The organism is Nocardia carnea (assembly GCF_029868855.1).
Taxonomy (GTDB): domain Bacteria; phylum Actinomycetota; class Actinomycetes; order Mycobacteriales; family Mycobacteriaceae; genus Nocardia; species Nocardia carnea_A.
The window spans coordinates 27,697-43,266 of the sequence record NZ_JARWOV010000043.1 but is presented as its reverse complement, the minus strand read 5'-3'; the positions used below and the strand labels follow the sequence as shown (position 1 = coordinate 43,266).

Annotated in this window: 14 protein-coding genes, 1 tRNA gene and 1 other RNA gene; 11 read left to right on the top strand and 5 right to left on the bottom strand. The window is 66.6% G+C overall.

The genetic code is table 11. The annotated features are described in order from the left end of the window. The first annotated feature begins 245 nt into the window (after positions 1-245). The 5 genes from QH195_RS03675 (at position 246) to tgt (ending at position 6,363) form a co-directional block, all read left to right on the top strand. Positions 246-830: a TetR/AcrR family transcriptional regulator gene (locus QH195_RS03675; protein ID WP_280425287.1), complete on the top strand. Its 585-nt coding sequence runs from the start codon at positions 246-248 to the stop codon at positions 828-830. A gap of 15 nt (positions 831-845) precedes the next feature. Then, positions 846-1,388, top strand: a complete 543-nt coding sequence (locus QH195_RS03670; RefSeq protein ID WP_280434308.1) for an RrF2 family transcriptional regulator — start codon at positions 846-848, stop codon at positions 1,386-1,388. Then, positions 1,382-3,115: an ABC transporter ATP-binding protein gene (locus QH195_RS03665; protein WP_280425289.1), complete on the top strand. Its 1,734-nt coding sequence runs from the start codon at positions 1,382-1,384 to the stop codon at positions 3,113-3,115. The genes QH195_RS03670 and QH195_RS03665 overlap by 7 nt, the downstream gene beginning before the upstream one ends. Beyond that, positions 3,112-5,019 (top strand): ABC transporter ATP-binding protein, encoded by a 1,908-nt coding sequence (locus QH195_RS03660; protein WP_280425290.1) that lies wholly within the window; start codon positions 3,112-3,114, stop codon positions 5,017-5,019. The genes QH195_RS03665 and QH195_RS03660 overlap by 4 nt, the downstream gene beginning before the upstream one ends. 99 nt (positions 5,020-5,118) lie before the next feature. After that, positions 5,119-6,363 carry a tRNA guanosine(34) transglycosylase Tgt gene (gene tgt / locus QH195_RS03655; RefSeq protein WP_280434307.1) on the top strand — a complete coding sequence of 415 codons (1,245 nt, stop codon included), beginning with the start codon at positions 5,119-5,121 and terminating at the stop codon, positions 6,361-6,363. A gap of 322 nt (positions 6,364-6,685) precedes the next feature. On the opposite strand, the gene QH195_RS03650 is transcribed toward tgt, so the two are convergent. Next, on the bottom strand, positions 6,686-7,459 hold the full coding sequence (locus QH195_RS03650; RefSeq protein ID WP_280420112.1) for a queuosine precursor transporter: 774 nt from the start codon (positions 7,457-7,459) through the stop codon (positions 6,686-6,688). A 37-nt stretch (positions 7,460-7,496) separates the two neighbouring features. Between QH195_RS03650 and QH195_RS03645 the strand changes: the two genes are divergently transcribed. Beyond that, on the top strand, positions 7,497-8,036 hold the full coding sequence (locus tag QH195_RS03645) for a DUF4190 domain-containing protein (protein ID WP_280420111.1): 540 nt from the start codon (positions 7,497-7,499) through the stop codon (positions 8,034-8,036). A 9-nt stretch (positions 8,037-8,045) separates the two neighbouring features. On the opposite strand, the gene QH195_RS03640 is transcribed toward QH195_RS03645, so the two are convergent. From QH195_RS03640 to QH195_RS03630, 3 genes are read right to left on the bottom strand one after another with little or no spacing between them, the layout of a single operon-like run. After that, positions 8,046-8,732, bottom strand: coding sequence for an RDD family protein (locus tag QH195_RS03640; protein ID WP_280434306.1), 687 nt, complete (start codon positions 8,730-8,732; stop codon positions 8,046-8,048). Positions 8,733-8,780: 48 nt separating this feature from the next. Beyond that, positions 8,781-9,731, bottom strand: a complete 951-nt coding sequence (gene gluQRS, locus QH195_RS03635) for a tRNA glutamyl-Q(34) synthetase GluQRS (RefSeq protein WP_280434305.1) — start codon at positions 9,729-9,731, stop codon at positions 8,781-8,783. Next, a complete protein-coding gene (locus QH195_RS03630; protein WP_280434325.1) occupies positions 9,728-10,261 on the bottom strand; it encodes a DUF309 domain-containing protein in 534 nt (177 codons plus the stop codon). Before QH195_RS03630 ends, gluQRS begins: the two co-directional genes overlap by 4 nt. Before the next feature lie 476 nt (positions 10,262-10,737). On the opposite strand from QH195_RS03630, the gene QH195_RS03625 reads away from it, so the two are divergent. Both QH195_RS03625 and QH195_RS03620 read left to right on the top strand, forming a co-directional pair. Next, on the top strand, positions 10,738-10,935 hold the full coding sequence (locus tag QH195_RS03625) for a DUF397 domain-containing protein (RefSeq protein WP_280425023.1): 198 nt from the start codon (positions 10,738-10,740) through the stop codon (positions 10,933-10,935). A gap of 98 nt (positions 10,936-11,033) precedes the next feature. Beyond that, positions 11,034-12,557 carry a wax ester/triacylglycerol synthase domain-containing protein gene (locus QH195_RS03620; protein ID WP_280434304.1) on the top strand — a complete coding sequence of 508 codons (1,524 nt, stop codon included), beginning with the start codon at positions 11,034-11,036 and terminating at the stop codon, positions 12,555-12,557. A gap of 198 nt (positions 12,558-12,755) precedes the next feature. On the opposite strand, the gene QH195_RS03615 is transcribed toward QH195_RS03620, so the two are convergent. After that, positions 12,756-13,445 (bottom strand): hypothetical protein, encoded by a 690-nt coding sequence (locus QH195_RS03615; RefSeq protein WP_280425021.1) that lies wholly within the window; start codon positions 13,443-13,445, stop codon positions 12,756-12,758. 204 nt (positions 13,446-13,649) lie between these two features. Between QH195_RS03615 and QH195_RS03610 the strand changes: the two genes are divergently transcribed. From QH195_RS03610 to QH195_RS03600, 3 genes are all read left to right on the top strand, one after another. Further along, positions 13,650-13,735 (top strand) — tRNA-Ser (locus QH195_RS03610). Between the two features lie 140 nt (positions 13,736-13,875). Beyond that, positions 13,876-13,970: signal recognition particle sRNA small type (gene ffs / locus QH195_RS03605), an RNA gene on the top strand. A gap of 312 nt (positions 13,971-14,282) precedes the next feature. Next, on the top strand, positions 14,283-15,569 hold the full coding sequence (locus QH195_RS03600) for an aminotransferase class I/II-fold pyridoxal phosphate-dependent enzyme (protein ID WP_280425020.1): 1,287 nt from the start codon (positions 14,283-14,285) through the stop codon (positions 15,567-15,569). Position 15,570: the final 1 nt, after the last annotated feature.

The following is a 15,570-nucleotide window of genomic DNA, read 5'->3' as shown; positions in this document are numbered from 1 at the left end:
GAGGCCGAGACGGTTTGGTCGTATGTGCTGTGCTGTGACGAACTGACGGCCGGCGTCGCTTTCGCGGACCGGATCAGCGGGGGAGGCCTCGGCCTCGGTCGCGTGATCGGTATGGATCCGCCTACACGGTGGACGCCCTTTATCTACCGTACGGTAGGTAGACTACCGGCAGGTTAAACGGAGGAACAAGCTCGACTTCCGGCGGCCTACCGTGCGCGACGGCCGGGAGAACGAGAGGACCGAACATGACGAATCGGCGAACTGACGCCCACGTTACCGCAGGTCGGGACACCAAGAAGGCGATCCTGGACGCCGCCGTGCGGCTGTTCGTGAGCAAGGGTTTCGAACAGACCAGCCTGCGGGAAGTGGCAGATGCGGTCGGAATCACAAAACCGTCGCTCTACTATCACTATTCGTCGAAACTCGACCTTCTGGTCGCCGTCATCAACCCGCTACTGGACGCATTACGCGCGTTGGCCGACGAGGTCGAAACGATGCCGGCACCCGACGCCGAGGGTCGCCGTGCCGTGTTGCGCGCCTATATCCGGGTCATGATCCGGAACCGGGACGCCGGGGAGATGATGGTCCGCAACGCGGTGGCCATCATCAACGCGGTGGCCGATCAGTATCCGGTGATAGTGGACGCCCACAAGGTCGTCCGGAACTGGCTGGCCGGTCCCGATCCCACGCCGGTACAGCTGCTGCGGGCCAGCGCGGCCATGGAGATCGTGACCGTCGCGCTGATTTCGAACGAGATAGCACCGGACGCGGGGGATGATGTGGTGGAGTCGACGCTGCTGGACGCGGCGCTCGCGGCTCTGGCGGAGTGAAAGGTCAGGTTGGTCGTGCACATCACCGCGAAGGTGGATCATGCCGTGCGCACACTGCTCGAGATCACGGCAGCCGATCAGGCCTCCGCCGTGAAGGCGGAGGCCATCGCAGCCGCCCAGCAGATCGCGCCCAAAGTGCTGGAGAGCGTTCTGGCCGAGCTACGCCGCGCCGGATTGGTGACCAGCCGGCGCGGCCCCGACGGCGGCTATCGGCTGGCCCGACCGGCGCGCGATATCTCGATCGCCGATGTCATCCGGGCGATCGAAGGACCGCTCGCGTCGGTGCGCGGGCTGCGTCCCGAGGAGGTGCGGTACCCGGCTGCCGCCGAACCGCTCCAACAGGTGTGGATCGCGTTACGGGTGAATATCCGGGCCGTCCTGGAGAACGTGACGCTGGCCGATATCGCAGGCGGCGCGCTACCGGATTTCGTGGCGGCGCTCACCGCCGACCCCGGCGCCTGGGCCCGCCGGGAACCCGCTGATCCGGCCCCACCGGACCCGCCGGAAATTGCCGGGCGATCCGCGAAATCAGACGGTAGCGTTCGGTCATCATGCTGATCAGACTGCTCCGCGACTTCCTCGTCCCGTACCGGAAACAGCTGGCCGGGATCGTGGTACTGCAGCTGATCTCGGTGATCGCCATGCTGTACCTGCCCAGCCTGAACGCCGACCTGATCGACGAGGGCATCACCAAGGGCGATATCGGCTATATCTGGACCGCGGGCCTGCGGATGCTGGCCGTATCGGGGGTACAGATCATCGCATCCGCCTCTTCGGTGCTGCTCGCCGCGCAGGCCGCGATGGGCGCCGGTCGCGATCTGCGCGCCGCGCTGCTGCACCAGGTGAACACCTTCTCGGCCCGAGAGGTGGGGATGTTCGGTGCGCCGTCGCTGATCACCCGTAACACCAACGATGTGCAGCAGGTGCAGTTGCTCGTGGTCATGGCCTCGACCGTGGCGGTGATGGCCCCGATCATGTGCGTCGGCGGCATCGTGATGGCATTGCGCGAGGATCTCGGCCTGTCCTGGCTGCTGTTGATCGCGGTGCCGGCGCTGGCGCTGAGCATGGGGCTCATCATCGCCCGGATGGTGCCTGCCTTCCGCCTGATGCAGACTCGGCTCGACGAGGTCAACCGGGTGCTGCGCGAGCAGATCACCGGTATCCGGGTGGTGCGCGCGTTCGTCCGGGAACGGCTCGAAGTGTGGCGGTTCGAGGTCGCCAATACCGAACTCACCGATATCTCGGTGCGGGTCGGCCGGTTGATGGCGCTGATGTTCCCGGCCGTCATGCTGATCAGCAATATCACCTCGGTCGCCGTGATCTGGTTCGGCGGAAAGGCGATCGACGCCGGCGAGATGCAGATCGGATCGCTGACCGCCCTGCTGTCCTACATCATGCAGATCCTGATGGCGGTCATGATGGCCTCGTTCCTGGCCATGATGGCGCCGCGCGCCGCGGTCTCGGCGGATCGCATCTCCGAGGTGCTGGGCACCGAATCGTCGGTGCGCTCACCCGAGCAGCCGCGACCGTTCCAGGGCGACCCGGCCCAGGTGCAGATCCGCGACGCCGGATTCAGTTACCCGGGCGCCGAACAGCCGGTGCTGCGCGGTATCGACTTCCGGGTGGAGCCCGGGCAGACCACCGCGATCGTCGGATCGACAGGTGCGGGAAAGACCACTCTGCTGAACTTGATCCCGCGGCTCATGGACGCCACCGAGGGCGCTGTCCTGCTCGGCGGCACCGATATCCGCGACCTCGACCTGAACGAATTGCGGTCCCGGATCGCCCTGGTACCGCAGAAGGGCTATCTGTTTTCCGGCACCGTGGCGAGCAATTTGCGCTACGGCGATCCGGACGCGACCGACGAGGAGCTGTGGCGCTGCCTGGAGATCGCTCAGGCCGCCGACTTCGTGCGGGCCATGCCGCAGGGACTGGAAACACCGGTCGCGCAGGGCGGCACCACCGTCTCGGGCGGGCAGCGGCAGCGGCTGGCCATCGCCCGCGCACTGGTGCGCACTCCGCGGGTGTATTTGTTCGACGATTCGTTCTCCGCGCTCGACGTCGCCACCGACGCGCGGCTGCGGGCGGCTCTGCGGCCGGAGACGGCGGACGCCGCGGTGATCATCGTGGCCCAGCGGATCGCCACCATCCGCGACGCCGACCAGATCGTAGTGCTCGAGGACGGGGCCATGGTCGGCCTCGGCACCCATGACGAGCTGGTCCGCGACTGCGCCGAGTACCGGGAGATCGTGGAATCCCAGCTGAGTGTGGAGGAAGCACGATGAGACCGGGTACGCCGGGCGCCCCCGATGCGAAACCGAAATCGTTCAAACCCTCGCTGAAGCGGCTGGTGGGCCGGCTCGCACCGGAACGAATGCTGGTGGCGATCATCGTCGCCCTCGGTGTCGTCTCGGTGGTGCTCAATATCGCGGGCCCGTATCTGCTGGGCAAGGCCACCAATCTGATCTTCGACGGTGTCGTCGGCCGGCAGCTGCCCGCGGGGGTGAGCAAGGAAGAGGCCATCGCCGGGCTGCGCGCACAGGGCCAGGACACCTTCGCCGACATGCTGTCGGGAATGGCGGTTGTACCGGGTGCCGGGATCGACTTCGGCGCCGTCGGCCGGGTGCTGACCCTGGTCCTGGTGTTGTATCTGGGCGCCGCGTTGTTCGGCTGGTTGCAGGCCTACCTGCTCAACGACCTGATCAACCGCACCATCAAACGGCTGCGCGCCGATGTGGAGGACAAGATCCACCGGCTGCCGCTGAGCTATTTCGATTCCGCACCACGCGGCGATGTGCTCAGCCGGGTCACCAACGATGTGGACAATATCTCGCAGAGCCTGCAGCAGACGATGAGCCAGCTGTTGATCTCGCTGCTCACCGTGCTCGGCATTCTCGGGATGATGTTCTGGATCTCCTGGCTGCTCGCGCTGATCGCCCTGCTGACAGTGCCCGCGGTGATCATCGTGACAGCGCAGATCGCGAAACGGTCCAAACCGCATTTCGTGGATCAGTGGAAGTACACCGGACTGGTGAACGCCCAGGTGGAAGAGGCCTACACCGGGCACGAGATCGTCACCGCCTTCGGCCGCAGCAAGCAGGTCGGTGCCGCGTTCGACGAGCGCAACGAGCATTTGTACCAGTCCAGCTTCAAGGCACAGTTCATCTCCGGGCTGATCATGCCGTCGTCGATGTTCCTGGGGAACCTGAACTACGTGCTGGTCGCCTTGATCGGCGGCCTGCGGGTCGCCTCCGGCCAGCTGTCGCTGGGCGAAGTGCAGGCATTCATCCAGTACTCGCGCCAGTTCAGCCAGCCGCTCACCCAGATCGGTGCCATGGCGAATCTGCTGCAGTCGGGCGTGGCCTCCGCAGAGCGGATCTTCGAAATCCTGGACGCCGAGGAACAGAGCCCGGACCCCGTGCGGGAACCCGCGGCACCACCCGAGCGCGGGCGGGTGGAATTCGACGACGTCTCCTTCCGGTACGAACCGCAGACCCCGGTGATCGACGACCTTTCGCTGGTGGCCGAGCCAGGGCATGTGGTGGCCATCGTCGGGCCCACAGGCGCCGGGAAGACCACGCTGGTCAATCTGCTGCTGCGGTTCTACGAACTGGATTCCGGCACGATCAGCATCGACGGGGTCGATATCACCGATATCGGCCGCGACAGACTGCGCTCCCGTATCGGCATGGTGCTGCAGGACACGTGGCTGTTCAAGGGCACCATCAAAGAGAACATCGCCTACGGCGACCCGGAGGCGAGCGAGGCCGATATCCTCGACGCCGCCCGCGCCGCCTACGTGGACCGCTTCGTACACTCCCTGCCCGCCGGGTACGACACCGTGATCGACGAAGAAGGTACCGGGGTCAGCGCGGGCGAGAAACAGCTGATCACCATCGCGCGTGCGTTCCTCGCCAAACCCACCATCCTGGTGCTGGACGAGGCCACCAGCTCCGTGGACACCCGCACCGAGCTACTGGTGCAGCAGGCCACGGCCGAACTGCGCCGCGACCGCACCAGCTTCGTCATCGCCCACCGGCTCTCCACCATTCGCGACGCCGATCTGATCGTGGTGATGGAGGACGGCCATATCGTCGAACAGGGCACCCACGAGGAGCTGCTGGCGCGGCAGGCAGCGTACTACCGCCTCTACAACTCGCAGTTCGCGGCGGCCGCGGTCGAAGCTTGATCCCGGGCCTGAGCGAGTCAGGCCCGGAGGCGGTAGCGAAGCGTAACCACGGAGGGCCCTCGGTCAGGCCCGGTGAACACTGCCTGCGAGGATAGCGGCGTGTCCGACAGCGCCGGCTTCTCGTTCAATATCGGTACCCGCCTCGATGGCCGGCACGGCCGGACGGGGGTGGTCCAGACCCCGCACGGTGCCGTCGCCACGCCCGCCTTCGTCCCGGTGGGGACCAAGGCGACGGTGAAGGCCGTGCTGCCCGAGGCGATGGGCGACCTGGGGGCGCAGGCCCTGCTGGCCAATGCCTATCACCTGTATCTGCAGCCCGGCCCGGATATCGTCGACGAGGCCGGTGGGCTGGCGAAGTTCATGAACTGGCCGGGGCCCACCTTCACCGACAGCGGCGGTTTCCAGGTGATGTCGCTGGGCGTCGGGTTCAAGAAGGTGCTGGCGATGGAAACCGTCGATATACAGAACGACGACGTGATCGCCAAGGGCAAGGAACGACTGGCCACCGTGGACGATGAGGGTGTCACCTTCCGGTCGCATCTGAACGGGTCGAAACACCGGTTCACGCCAGAGGTTTCCATGGGGATCCAGCATCAGCTGGGCGCTGACATCATGTTCGCCTTCGACGAACTCACCACTCTGATGAACACCCGCGGCTACCAGGAGAAATCGGTACAGCGCACCCACCGGTGGGCGCAGCGCTGTATCGACGAGCACGAACGACTCACCGCAGCCCGCACACACCGGCCGTATCAGGCGCTGTTCGCGGTGGTGCAGGGCGCGCAATACGAGGACCTGCGGCGTAAGGCTTCCCGGGACCTCGCCGAGATCCGTGGCGCTGGAGGTACCGAATTCGACGGTTACGGTATCGGCGGCGCGCTGGAGAAACACAATCTCGGCACCATCGTCGGCTGGTGCTGCGATGAGCTGCCCGAGGACAAACCTCGCCATATGCTCGGGATCAGCGAACCGGAGGATATGTTCGCCGCGATCGAGGCGGGTGCGGACACCTTCGACTGTGTGAATCCCTCCCGGGTGGGACGCAACGGCGGGATCTACGTGGACGTCGGCCGGTTCAATATCGATACCTTGCGGTTCAAAAGGGATTTCACGCCGATCGACGAAACCTGTGACTGCTACACCTGCGCGCACTACACCCGCGCCTATATCCACCACCTGTTCAAGGCCAAGGAGATGCTGGCCTCGACGCTGTGCACCATCCACAACGAGCGGTTCACCATTCGGCTGGTCGATCGGATCCGGGAGAGTATCGACGGTGGGTATTTCGACGAGTTCCGGGCGGAGACGATGGGGCGCTGGCGAGGGCGGATCACCGCGCCTTGATCTGCGCCTGATTCCGTTGCCTCCGGACGCAGGCGTCGGATCTCCGGTCGACGCTGCTGTCGGGGTAGACCTTCCGTCTCTCGAGGTAGAGCATCCGCGAAGGGCGGGGCTGTAATTTTGGAGGCGCTCCGCGTCTCGAGGGTGGGGCCCTATTAACCCCTGGTCTTCCCTCCTCCGCTCCTCCGCTTCGCTCCCCCGCTCCGTCAGTCCAGACCAGGGGCGGGCCCCGCCCGGTGGGGTGAACCGTGTGGAGGAAAGGGACACGCCCGTGCGGAGCGATATCCGTTGTCCCCGGTGCGGTGTCCGGGGACAACGGGGCTGGTCAGGAACGCAGTGGGGAGGTTTCGCGGGGGGCGTAGGTGGGTTCGTGCTTTTTGAGCAGGCCGATGACCTGGTAGGTCACCGGGAGCATCAGCACTTCGACCAGCGTTTTCCACAGGAAACCGATGATCACGTAGTTGACGAACTGACTCCAGCTGTCGATTCCGATCGCGGTGGCCGCGATGGAGCAGAAGATCAGGGTGTCGGCCAGTTCACCCACCACCGTCGAACCGATCAGGCGGGCCCACAGATACTTTTCGCGGGTTCGTTCCTTGATCAGCACCAGGGTCGCGGAGTTGAGCAGCTGGCCCACGACATAGCCTGCGAGCCCGGCCGCCACCAGTTGCGGGGTGGTGCCGATAACGCTGCGGAACGCCTCCTGGTTCTCGTAGAACACCGCCGGCGGCAACTGGATCGCGATGGCGAAGCACACCACCATGACCAGCAGGGCGGTGAAACCGTAGAACACGGCGTGCCGGGTGGCCCGGAATCCGTAGACCTCGCTCAGTACATCACCGAGAACGTAGGCCAGGGGGAACAGGAAGAAGGCGGCGTCGGTGGTGATGGGCAGGACCTCCAGCGGGCCCAGATTCAGCGAACTACCGGAGAAGAACTGCACGCCCTTTGTCGCGCAGATATTGGAGATGAGCAGTGTTGCCGTGAACAACACGACGATAGGCGTGTAATACCCCCGCGCCACCTGGGCGAATGCCACGTGATCGGGCGCGGGGTGTCCAGACTTGCCGGGTAACGGGGATTTGTTGGAGTCTTCCACCCGGCTATCCAATCAAACTCTCGAATAGGGTGTAGGCATGACGAACCCCGGCAACTCCGACGAATGGTGGAAGCAGTACGGGGGGTCGGGCGTATCGTCGGATCCTGCGAACGCACAGCCGTCCGCGGGCGAACCGTCCAGTTACCCGTCGTACCCCTCGTCCCCGGCGCCCGCTCCCACGCCGCCGCCCGCGACCCCGACGTACGGAGTGCCGCCCACACCGGGCCCGCAGCAGCCGTACCCGGCGATGCCCGCGAATCCGTCGTATCCTGCCAATCCGTCGTATCCCGGCCCGCCTCCCGGGCCGGGATATCCGATGGGCTATCAGCCCTACGGCTATCCGGCGGCCAACGGCACCAACGGGCTGGCGATCGCCTCACTGATCGCCTCGCTGGTGGGTATCGGCTGCGGGATCGGGGCCATCGCCGGGATCATCATGGGCGTGATCGCGCTCGGCCAGATCCGCGAAAACGGTCAGCAGGGTCGCGGTATGGCGCTGGCCGGGATCTGGGTCGGAGTTGCCTGGATCGTGCTGTGGGTGCTGTACGTCGTGTTGATTTTCGCCGCGTCCGCGTAGCCGTTCCGCTCAGGCCTCCAGGACCTGGGTTCCGCCGGCGAGTTTGTCGTGCCAGCCCTGTTTGTTGGGGTCCTTGTCCATGGTTGCGGCCATGTAGATCATCAGCGCGAGCCCGGCCACCCAGCCCAGGCACGGGATGATCGATACGGCCAGGTACACATTGCGTTTCAGGGAGGCCAACGGTGGGACGGTGGGTGCGCCGTTGGGCGCTACGACCTTGAGTCCGATGATCTTCTTGCCCAAGGTCGCGCCGGTCCGGCTCTCCATCAGCACGAAGTACAGCAGGACGGCGGCGAAGACGATCGCGTAGCTGACCGACATACCGGACAGACCACTCATATTCGGCATGACCACGAAATTCAGCAGGATCGCCAGCGGCAATCCGACGATGAGGTTGTCGATCAACCGGGCGGTGAATCGAGGCCATACCTTGCCGGGCACACCGAAGGCGGGATCGAACTGGCCGTACAGGTGGCCGCCGTACTGCGGCTGCGGATGCACGGTCTGCTGATACAGGGGCCGCTCGTTCTGCGGTGGCGGTGGCGGTTGCTGCCCGTAGGGCTGCGGCGGTGGCGGCTGCTGCCCGGGCGGGCCGGGCGGCGGCGCATACGGTCCGGGAGCGCCGTACTGCGGCGGCTGCCCGTACGGTTGCCCGGCCTGGGGGTGGTTGCTGGGGTCGTACCCGCCACTGGTCATCTCGCCTGCCTGAACTCGAAAATCGTAAAGACCCGGTCGCAGGCCAGATTACGGACCCCCGGCCGCACACACCAAGCTGTCGGGGTCCAGTATCCACGGGGTCCGGGGCAGTCGGCCGGGATCGAATCCGGTGAGCAGTTCCTCCGCGCTGCCGCCGGACAATCCCAGTGAGGCAGCCAACAGTGCGACCACATCGCGCACGGAGTCGCCGCGGTGGCGGCGATCGGCGAGGGTGACCGCGCCGTCACGTTTGGCCAGCCGCCGTCCGGCCGTGTTCAGTACCAGCGGTACGTGCGCGTATTCGGGGACGGGCAGGCCCAGCAGGGTGGCGAGGTAGGCCTGCCGCGGGGTCGAGGGCAGCAGATCGTCACCGCGTACCACCTGATCGACACCGTGTTCGGCATCGTCGATCACGACGGTCAGGTTGTATGCCGGGATTCCGTCGCCGCGGCGGAGCACGAGATCGTCCACCGGCCCGCGGTACTTGCCGTGCAGGCGATCGGTGATCTCGAAATCGCGACGGGCCGCCCGCAGCCGGAGCGCGGCCGGGCGTCCGGCGGCGCGCCGCGAGTCGCGTTCGGCGGGGGTGAGATCGCGGCAGGTGCCCGGGTAGGCGCCCTGCGGGCCGTGTGGGGCGGTGGCGGCCTGCTGGATCTCTCTTCTGGTGCAGAAGCATTCGTAGGTCAGGCCTGCTTCGGTGAGCCGGCCGACGGCCGAGTCGTAGCGGCCCAGCCGATCCGATTGGTGCAGAACCGGGCCGTCCCAGTCGATGCCGAGGGCGGCGAGATCCCCGAGCTGACGTTCTTCGGCGCCGGGCCGTACCCGGTCCAGGTCGTCCACGCGGAGTACGAAGCGGCGGCCGGTGCTGCGGGCGAACAGCCACGCCAGCAGCGCGGTGCGCAGATTGCCGAGGTGCAGATCGCCCGACGGGCTCGGGGCGTACCGGCCGGCGCCGGCGGTGGGCGTACTGGGCGCGGGGTCGGTGGGCATCGCCGTCATGGTAGGTCGCCGGTCAGGCGGGGCATGAGCCCGGCGCGTTCAGCGAGGGATAGGGGCGTGCCCGGTCGCGCCTGGACCTGTTGGTCCAGTTCGGCCAGCAGTGCTTCGGCATGGGCGATGAGGCCCGGCCCGTCGAGACCATAGGGGAGTGTCCCGGTGGGATGGCCGGCTGTGGCCGGGTCGAATGCCCGGATGCGCTCGATCGCGCGGAGCAGCAGTGTCCGGGCCCCCTTGGGATTGCCGCGCTGGATATGGGTCAGTCCGACCGCGTACTGCGCGAGGCCCTGCCACAGCATGCGCTCGGCCGCCGGGCCGTTCTTCCAGACCGATTCCAGGACCTCATGGGCGTTGAAGGCCAGGCCCTGGTCCAGGAGTTGCTGCGCGTAGGCGAGTGCCTCGCCGGGTGGGAGGTCCAGATCGTCGGGGATCCGCGGAACTCCGGAAGAACCCGGTGGTAGCGGGCGTCCCAGCCGGTCGCGCGGCCGGGCATTGGTGGCGCGTCCCTGATCGTCGCGATCGCGTTCGGGCATGCCGCCATCATTGCGCTCCATGCGCGCGGAGTGTGCGCCAGGGGGATTGACATAGGACGAATAAGCGATCACGTAACAATCACTTCCGATGTTTCCGTACCATTCCGTCCGGACCATTCCGGATATTTTCGAGCAAAGTCATCCTTATAAGTCGGCAATTGCGTGGCAATGGCGCATCTTAGCGGAATTGACAAGGCTATTGGTTCGGTTGGCAAGAGGTGGGCAAATTAGCCGTGAACCTGCTAGTCTTCCGGATGCGTGGCCGCTCACAAGGGGTTTGAGCCATCGCGTGAGGTGTGTTCGCGGACAGTGCGAGTCCCATAGACCGAACCCGGCAAACCGGAAAATTGCTCGCTATCTGCGCGTGCATCTGAAGTATTCGGTGTCATCCACCGGATACCAGCTAGTTCGAGAACTATGCAGGATCGAATATCGTTATCGACGCAGCGAAGGAGTGCAGTGCCGTGAAGGTGGATATGACGGGTGCTGTGTGGCGGAAAAGCTCATATAGTGGCCCGGACGGGAACTGCGTGGAGGTGGCATTTCTCGTAGACGGCAACGTCGCGGTCCGCGATACCAAGGACCGCGGAAACGGGCCGGTGCTGGCCTTCGCGCCCGGTGAATGGGCCGAGTTCCTGTCCGGCGTGTCGGCGGGAGATCTCCGCGGCGCCTGAGGTTATCCCGATATCAGGCAGTACGGCCCCGGGTCCGGTTGGCCCGGGGCCTTTGCCTGTCCGCGGTAGGGGCCGCGGTGGCGGCTAGGGTCGGGCCGGTGATCTCGCTGGCAGCTCCGGACGCCACCATGTACTGGCTGTCCCGGCGTACCCGCAACGACCAATTCCTCCTCTACTGTTTCGCGGAGTCCGACCGTGCGGACAGCGCGTTACGCGACGAGATACTCCAGCGGTGCGCCGCCGTCCCGGAATTGCGGCAGCGATTACACGAGGACCGCACAGGCCTGGCATATCCGATGTGGATTCCCGCCGAGCCCACAGCTGCGCAGATCCGACAGCACCGGCTTCCCGCACCCCATTGGCCGGAACTACTCACCGCGCTCGGCCGGTTGACCGGCACCGGTGTCGACGCGCGGGAATCTCCCTGGCTGTTGCACATCTTCCGCGGGATCCGGGACAGTCCGGTACCCGACCCGCAGGCGACAGTGGTCGTGCTGCAGATATCGCACGCACTGGTCGACGGCCGCGGAGCTGCGCGGATCGCCCGCGCCTTGTTCACGGAACCAACGTCGTGGGACGTGCCCGCGCCGGAGTCACCCGGGGCCGAGCTTGCGCCGCAGGCCGGTCTGTCTGTAGCCCGTGCTGGTGAGCCGGTATCGAAGGTGGGTGAATCCGACCGGGCTGGGTCCTCGGGACGGGAGTTCACGTCCTCGGGTGCCGCCGGACCCGCGCCGGTACCCCACACCGGTGCATTACCCATGGGCCACCGCACGAGCCCGGGGGTGATCTCGGCCGTTCGTCTCGCTTCGTTGCGGGCCGCCGTGCTGTTGCCCGTGGGTGTCGCTCGTACGGTTCGACGCGGTCTGGCCGCCGCGCGGGCACGAAACGAGCTCGCGGCACTCACCGCGGCCGGCCGGGTGCCGCCGCCCGGACCCGGATATCCGCCGGGGCCGCTGAACAGGCCCGCCGTGGTGGCTGGGCATGCGGTACGGATGCTGGTGTGCCCAGCGGAAGATTTCCGCGTTCCCGGGCTCAGCGTCACAGTCGTGGGGCTGACGGCGGTATCGATCGCGGTCGAGCAGTATCTGCGGGGCCGCGGTGCGGAAGTCACCCGGCTGGGGGCGCAGGTGCCGATGGCCCTGCCGACCCGCCGTGGTGTCCGGAACAACTATCGCAGCCTCGGCGTGGACCTCGCCGCCGGTGAGCAGGACCCGCGGCGCCGGGCAGCGGCGATCGCGGCGGAGCTGGCTGCTCGCCGCGAGCGCGCCCGGCATCCGCTACACGATGCGCAGGACGCCGTCGATGCCGTGCTGCCGCCGCTCCTGCTGCGCCGGGATGTCCGCACCTATCCGATCCACAGCACGCCCGAGCAGATCACCGGGCATACCGTGGTCTCCAGCGTGAACCGGGGTCCCGCGGACCTGACCTTCGGCGGTGCGCCGGTGCGGTTCACCGGCGGTTTCCCCGCGCTCGGCGCGGTGATGCATCTCACCCACGGAATCCACGGACTGGGCGAGACCGTCACGCTGTCGGTACACGCCGACCCCGATGTCGTGGATCCGGATATCTACGCCGGCCATTTGCGGGATGCGCTGCGTGAACTACCGCGTCTGCGCGGCTGACGAGTCGGTCTCGGGGATCGTCCGGAGTCGGATACTGTTCGTGGCCCGCTCGACAGTCGAAGTGAAACCACTCCGGCGACCTGGGTCGGCAGTGAATCCCCCGCCATCGTGGTGCGAATCCGCGCACCGCGGTGCCGGCGGATGTCCCCGAACGCCAACAGGTGACATCCTGGCACGACAGTGGCACGCATGCCGGCGTCAGTTCGGGTCGATACCCAGTTCTTCGCGGGTGGCGATGATGAGATCGCGTTCGGCGACGCGTACCTCGCCGAGCATCTGGGTCTTGTGATCGCGGGCCGCGCGGATCTCCTCCGGCGGTGCGTCCTGCAACTTCTTCCGCTGCAGGGTGAGGGCCGACAGCAGTACGTCGGAGAGCGTATCGGCCAGTCGGCGCCACTGCTTGTAGTGCGGGTCCGAGCCGACCAGCCGCAGCACATTGGCCCGATCCGAGCCGGCTTCCAGGTCGTGGATCAGATCGCCGATCAGTTCGTCGGTCCAGCCCTCGTCGCGGCGCAATGCCTGACAGATACGACTGGACATGCCCAGCGAATCGGCCACCGCGCCGGCAACGGCATCCCGGCGCCAGTGTTCGCTCGCCTGGACCAGTGCCACGGCGTGGGCGGATTCCACCTGATGGTGGGCGGCGTCGAGCTGCAGCCGGGCGGTATCGGCCTGCTGCTGAGCGCTGGCGCTCTGGTGCTGGGATGCGACGGACAGGGTCCGCTGGGCCCGCTCGTCGGCGGCGGCGATCGCATCCCGGTTCGTCCGATTGTTGACCAGTACGGCGATCACAGCCGCACCACCGAGCGCGAGCGAACCGAGCAGCGGCAGCCACGACTGCCACCAGGCCGGGGAACTCTGAACGATCTCGATCACCTGGGGATCCACGGCGCCCATAATGGCACCGTCGCCGCGGTCGGGCGCGACGGCCGTCACAATTGGGTGCTCAGCAGCGCTGAAGTATTGGATATGTTGCAGTGTAAGGCTATTCATGATATATCGGCCGGGCTGCCGCGGTAGGTGAGCGATCGCGCCGGCCGGAATGAGCGGGCGTTTTCACGATGCACCGGGGTGGCAGGTATGCTGCTCGGCGGAGGATTCGCCTAGTGGCCTATGGCGCTCGCCTGGAACGCGGGTTGGGTTAACAGCCCTCGCGGGTTCGAATCCCGCATCCTCCGCAACCGGCCCCGCCCGTGGAGCAGTCCACCGGCGGGGCCTTTTCTGTTCCGAACGGCCGGCCTCGGGCCCGCCGTCCGAGTTCCCGTTCCGGCGGTGAGGCCCCGGCTGCACGGTGTCCACGGGTGCGGCTACACTGGCCCACGGATCCCGCGCGGCGCGCATCCTGTGAACTCCCCCAGGGCCGGAAGGCAGCAAGGGTCAACGGGCTCTGCCGGGTGCGCGGGGTCCCCTTATCCGGACCGGTGTCCATCGGACCTCCGGGCGAGAACCCGCCGCGGTGACGTTTCCCGACCGGCTCGGTTCCCCGGGCACCGGATGCAGTCCACCGGCATATCGACGGCCTCACGCTCGGTGCCGTTCCGTCCGCCACCCGCGAGCGCGGTGTTCCCCGGCGCGAAACCGCGTCCCGGCGGAACGAGGATCCACCGAGAATCCCAACACCTCCCAGCCGTCGTGGACGTCCGGGTAACGTGGCCCGGGGCGCCCGGCACCACCGGCCGCCCGCAAGTGCATTCACCCACCAGGTCGTTGGAAAGGCTGTCCAGGATGCCCCGGCAAACCCAGATCGGTTTGATGAGTCCCGAGGAACTCGCCGCCGAGCACGAACTCCAGTCCGCGAACTACGCGACACTGCAGGCCGCTGCGCTCACCCTCGATCTGACCCGGGGCAAGCCTTCGCCGGAACAACTCGCCCTCTCCTCCGCCATGCTGTCGCTGCCCGGCGACGGCGACTTCCGCGACGGTACCGGCACCGACTGCCGCAACTACGGTGGTCTGCACGGGCTTCCGGAGCTCCGTGCCATCTTCGGCGAACTGCTCGGTATCGGCGTCGACAACCTGATCGCCGGTAACAACGCCAGCCTCGAGCTGATGCACGACACCATCGTCTACGCCACCCTGCACGGCCTGCCCGATTCGCCGCGCCGGTGGGCCGACGAGCCGGTGGTGAAGTTCCTGTGCCCCAGCCCCGGATACGACCGCCATTTCGCGATCACCGAAGCGCTGGGCTTCGAGATGATCACGGTGCCGATGGGGCCGAACGGACCCGATACCCGGATGATCGCCGAACTGCTGGCCGCCGATCCGCAGATCAAGGGTTTGTGGGCGGTGCCCAACTACTCCAACCCGACCGGTGTGGTGTTCTCCGAAGAGGTCGTGCGAGAACTGGTTTCGATGCCGGCCGCAGCGCCCGACTTCCGGTTGTTCTGGGACAACGCCTACGCCGTGCACCCGCTCACCGATACCGCCGCACCGGTGCTGGATGTGCTCGGGCTCGCCGCGGCCGCGGGAAACCCGCACCGGCCCTTCGTTTTCGCCTCCACATCGAAGATCACCTTCGCCGGGTCAGGGGTGAGCTTCTTCGGCGCGTCGACCGAGAACCTGAACTGGTATCTGGGGCATGCGTCGAAAAAGAGCATCGGCCCGGACAAGATCAACCAGCTGCGTCATCTGCGTTTCTTCAGCGACGCCGCCGGGGTGCGGGACCATATGCAGAAGCACCGCGCGATCCTGGAACCGAAGTTCGCGCTGGTACTGCGGATCCTCGAGGAACGCCTCGGCCCGTCCAAAGTCGCCTCCTGGACCGAGCCCAAGGGCGGTTACTTCGTCAGCCTCGACGTGCTGGAGGGCACCGCGGCGCGGGTCATCGAACTGGCGAAGAACGCCGGTATCGCGCTGACCGCCGCCGGGTCGGCCTTCCCGTACAAGAAAGACCCGGAAGACAAGAACATCCGGATCGCCCCCAGCTTCCCGGCGCTGCCGGAGCTGGAGCAGGCCATGGACGGATTGGCGACCTGCGTGCTGCTGGCAGCGACCGAGAAACTGCAGAAGTAGG

What these genes read in the sequence shown, in the direction of transcription:
- QH195_RS03675 (WP_280425287.1), top strand. Translation starts at nt 246, where the DNA reads ATGACGAATCGGCGAACTGACGCCCACGTTACCGCAGGTCGGGACACC.
- QH195_RS03665 (WP_280425289.1), top strand. Translation starts at nt 1,382, where the DNA reads ATGCTGATCAGACTGCTCCGCGACTTCCTCGTCCCGTACCGGAAACAG.
- QH195_RS03660 (WP_280425290.1), top strand. Translation starts at nt 3,112, where the DNA reads ATGAGACCGGGTACGCCGGGCGCCCCCGATGCGAAACCGAAATCGTTC.
- QH195_RS03645 (WP_280420111.1), top strand. Translation starts at nt 7,497, where the DNA reads ATGACGAACCCCGGCAACTCCGACGAATGGTGGAAGCAGTACGGGGGG.
- QH195_RS03640 (WP_280434306.1), bottom strand. Translation starts at nt 8,732, where the DNA reads ATGACCAGTGGCGGGTACGACCCCAGCAACCACCCCCAGGCCGGGCAA.
- gluQRS (WP_280434305.1), bottom strand. Translation starts at nt 9,731, where the DNA reads ATGACGGCGATGCCCACCGACCCCGCGCCCAGTACGCCCACCGCCGGC.
- QH195_RS03630 (WP_280434325.1), bottom strand. Translation starts at nt 10,261, where the DNA reads ATGCCCGAACGCGATCGCGACGATCAGGGACGCGCCACCAATGCCCGG.
- QH195_RS03625 (WP_280425023.1), top strand. Translation starts at nt 10,738, where the DNA reads ATGACGGGTGCTGTGTGGCGGAAAAGCTCATATAGTGGCCCGGACGGG.
- QH195_RS03600 (WP_280425020.1), top strand. Translation starts at nt 14,283, where the DNA reads ATGCCCCGGCAAACCCAGATCGGTTTGATGAGTCCCGAGGAACTCGCC.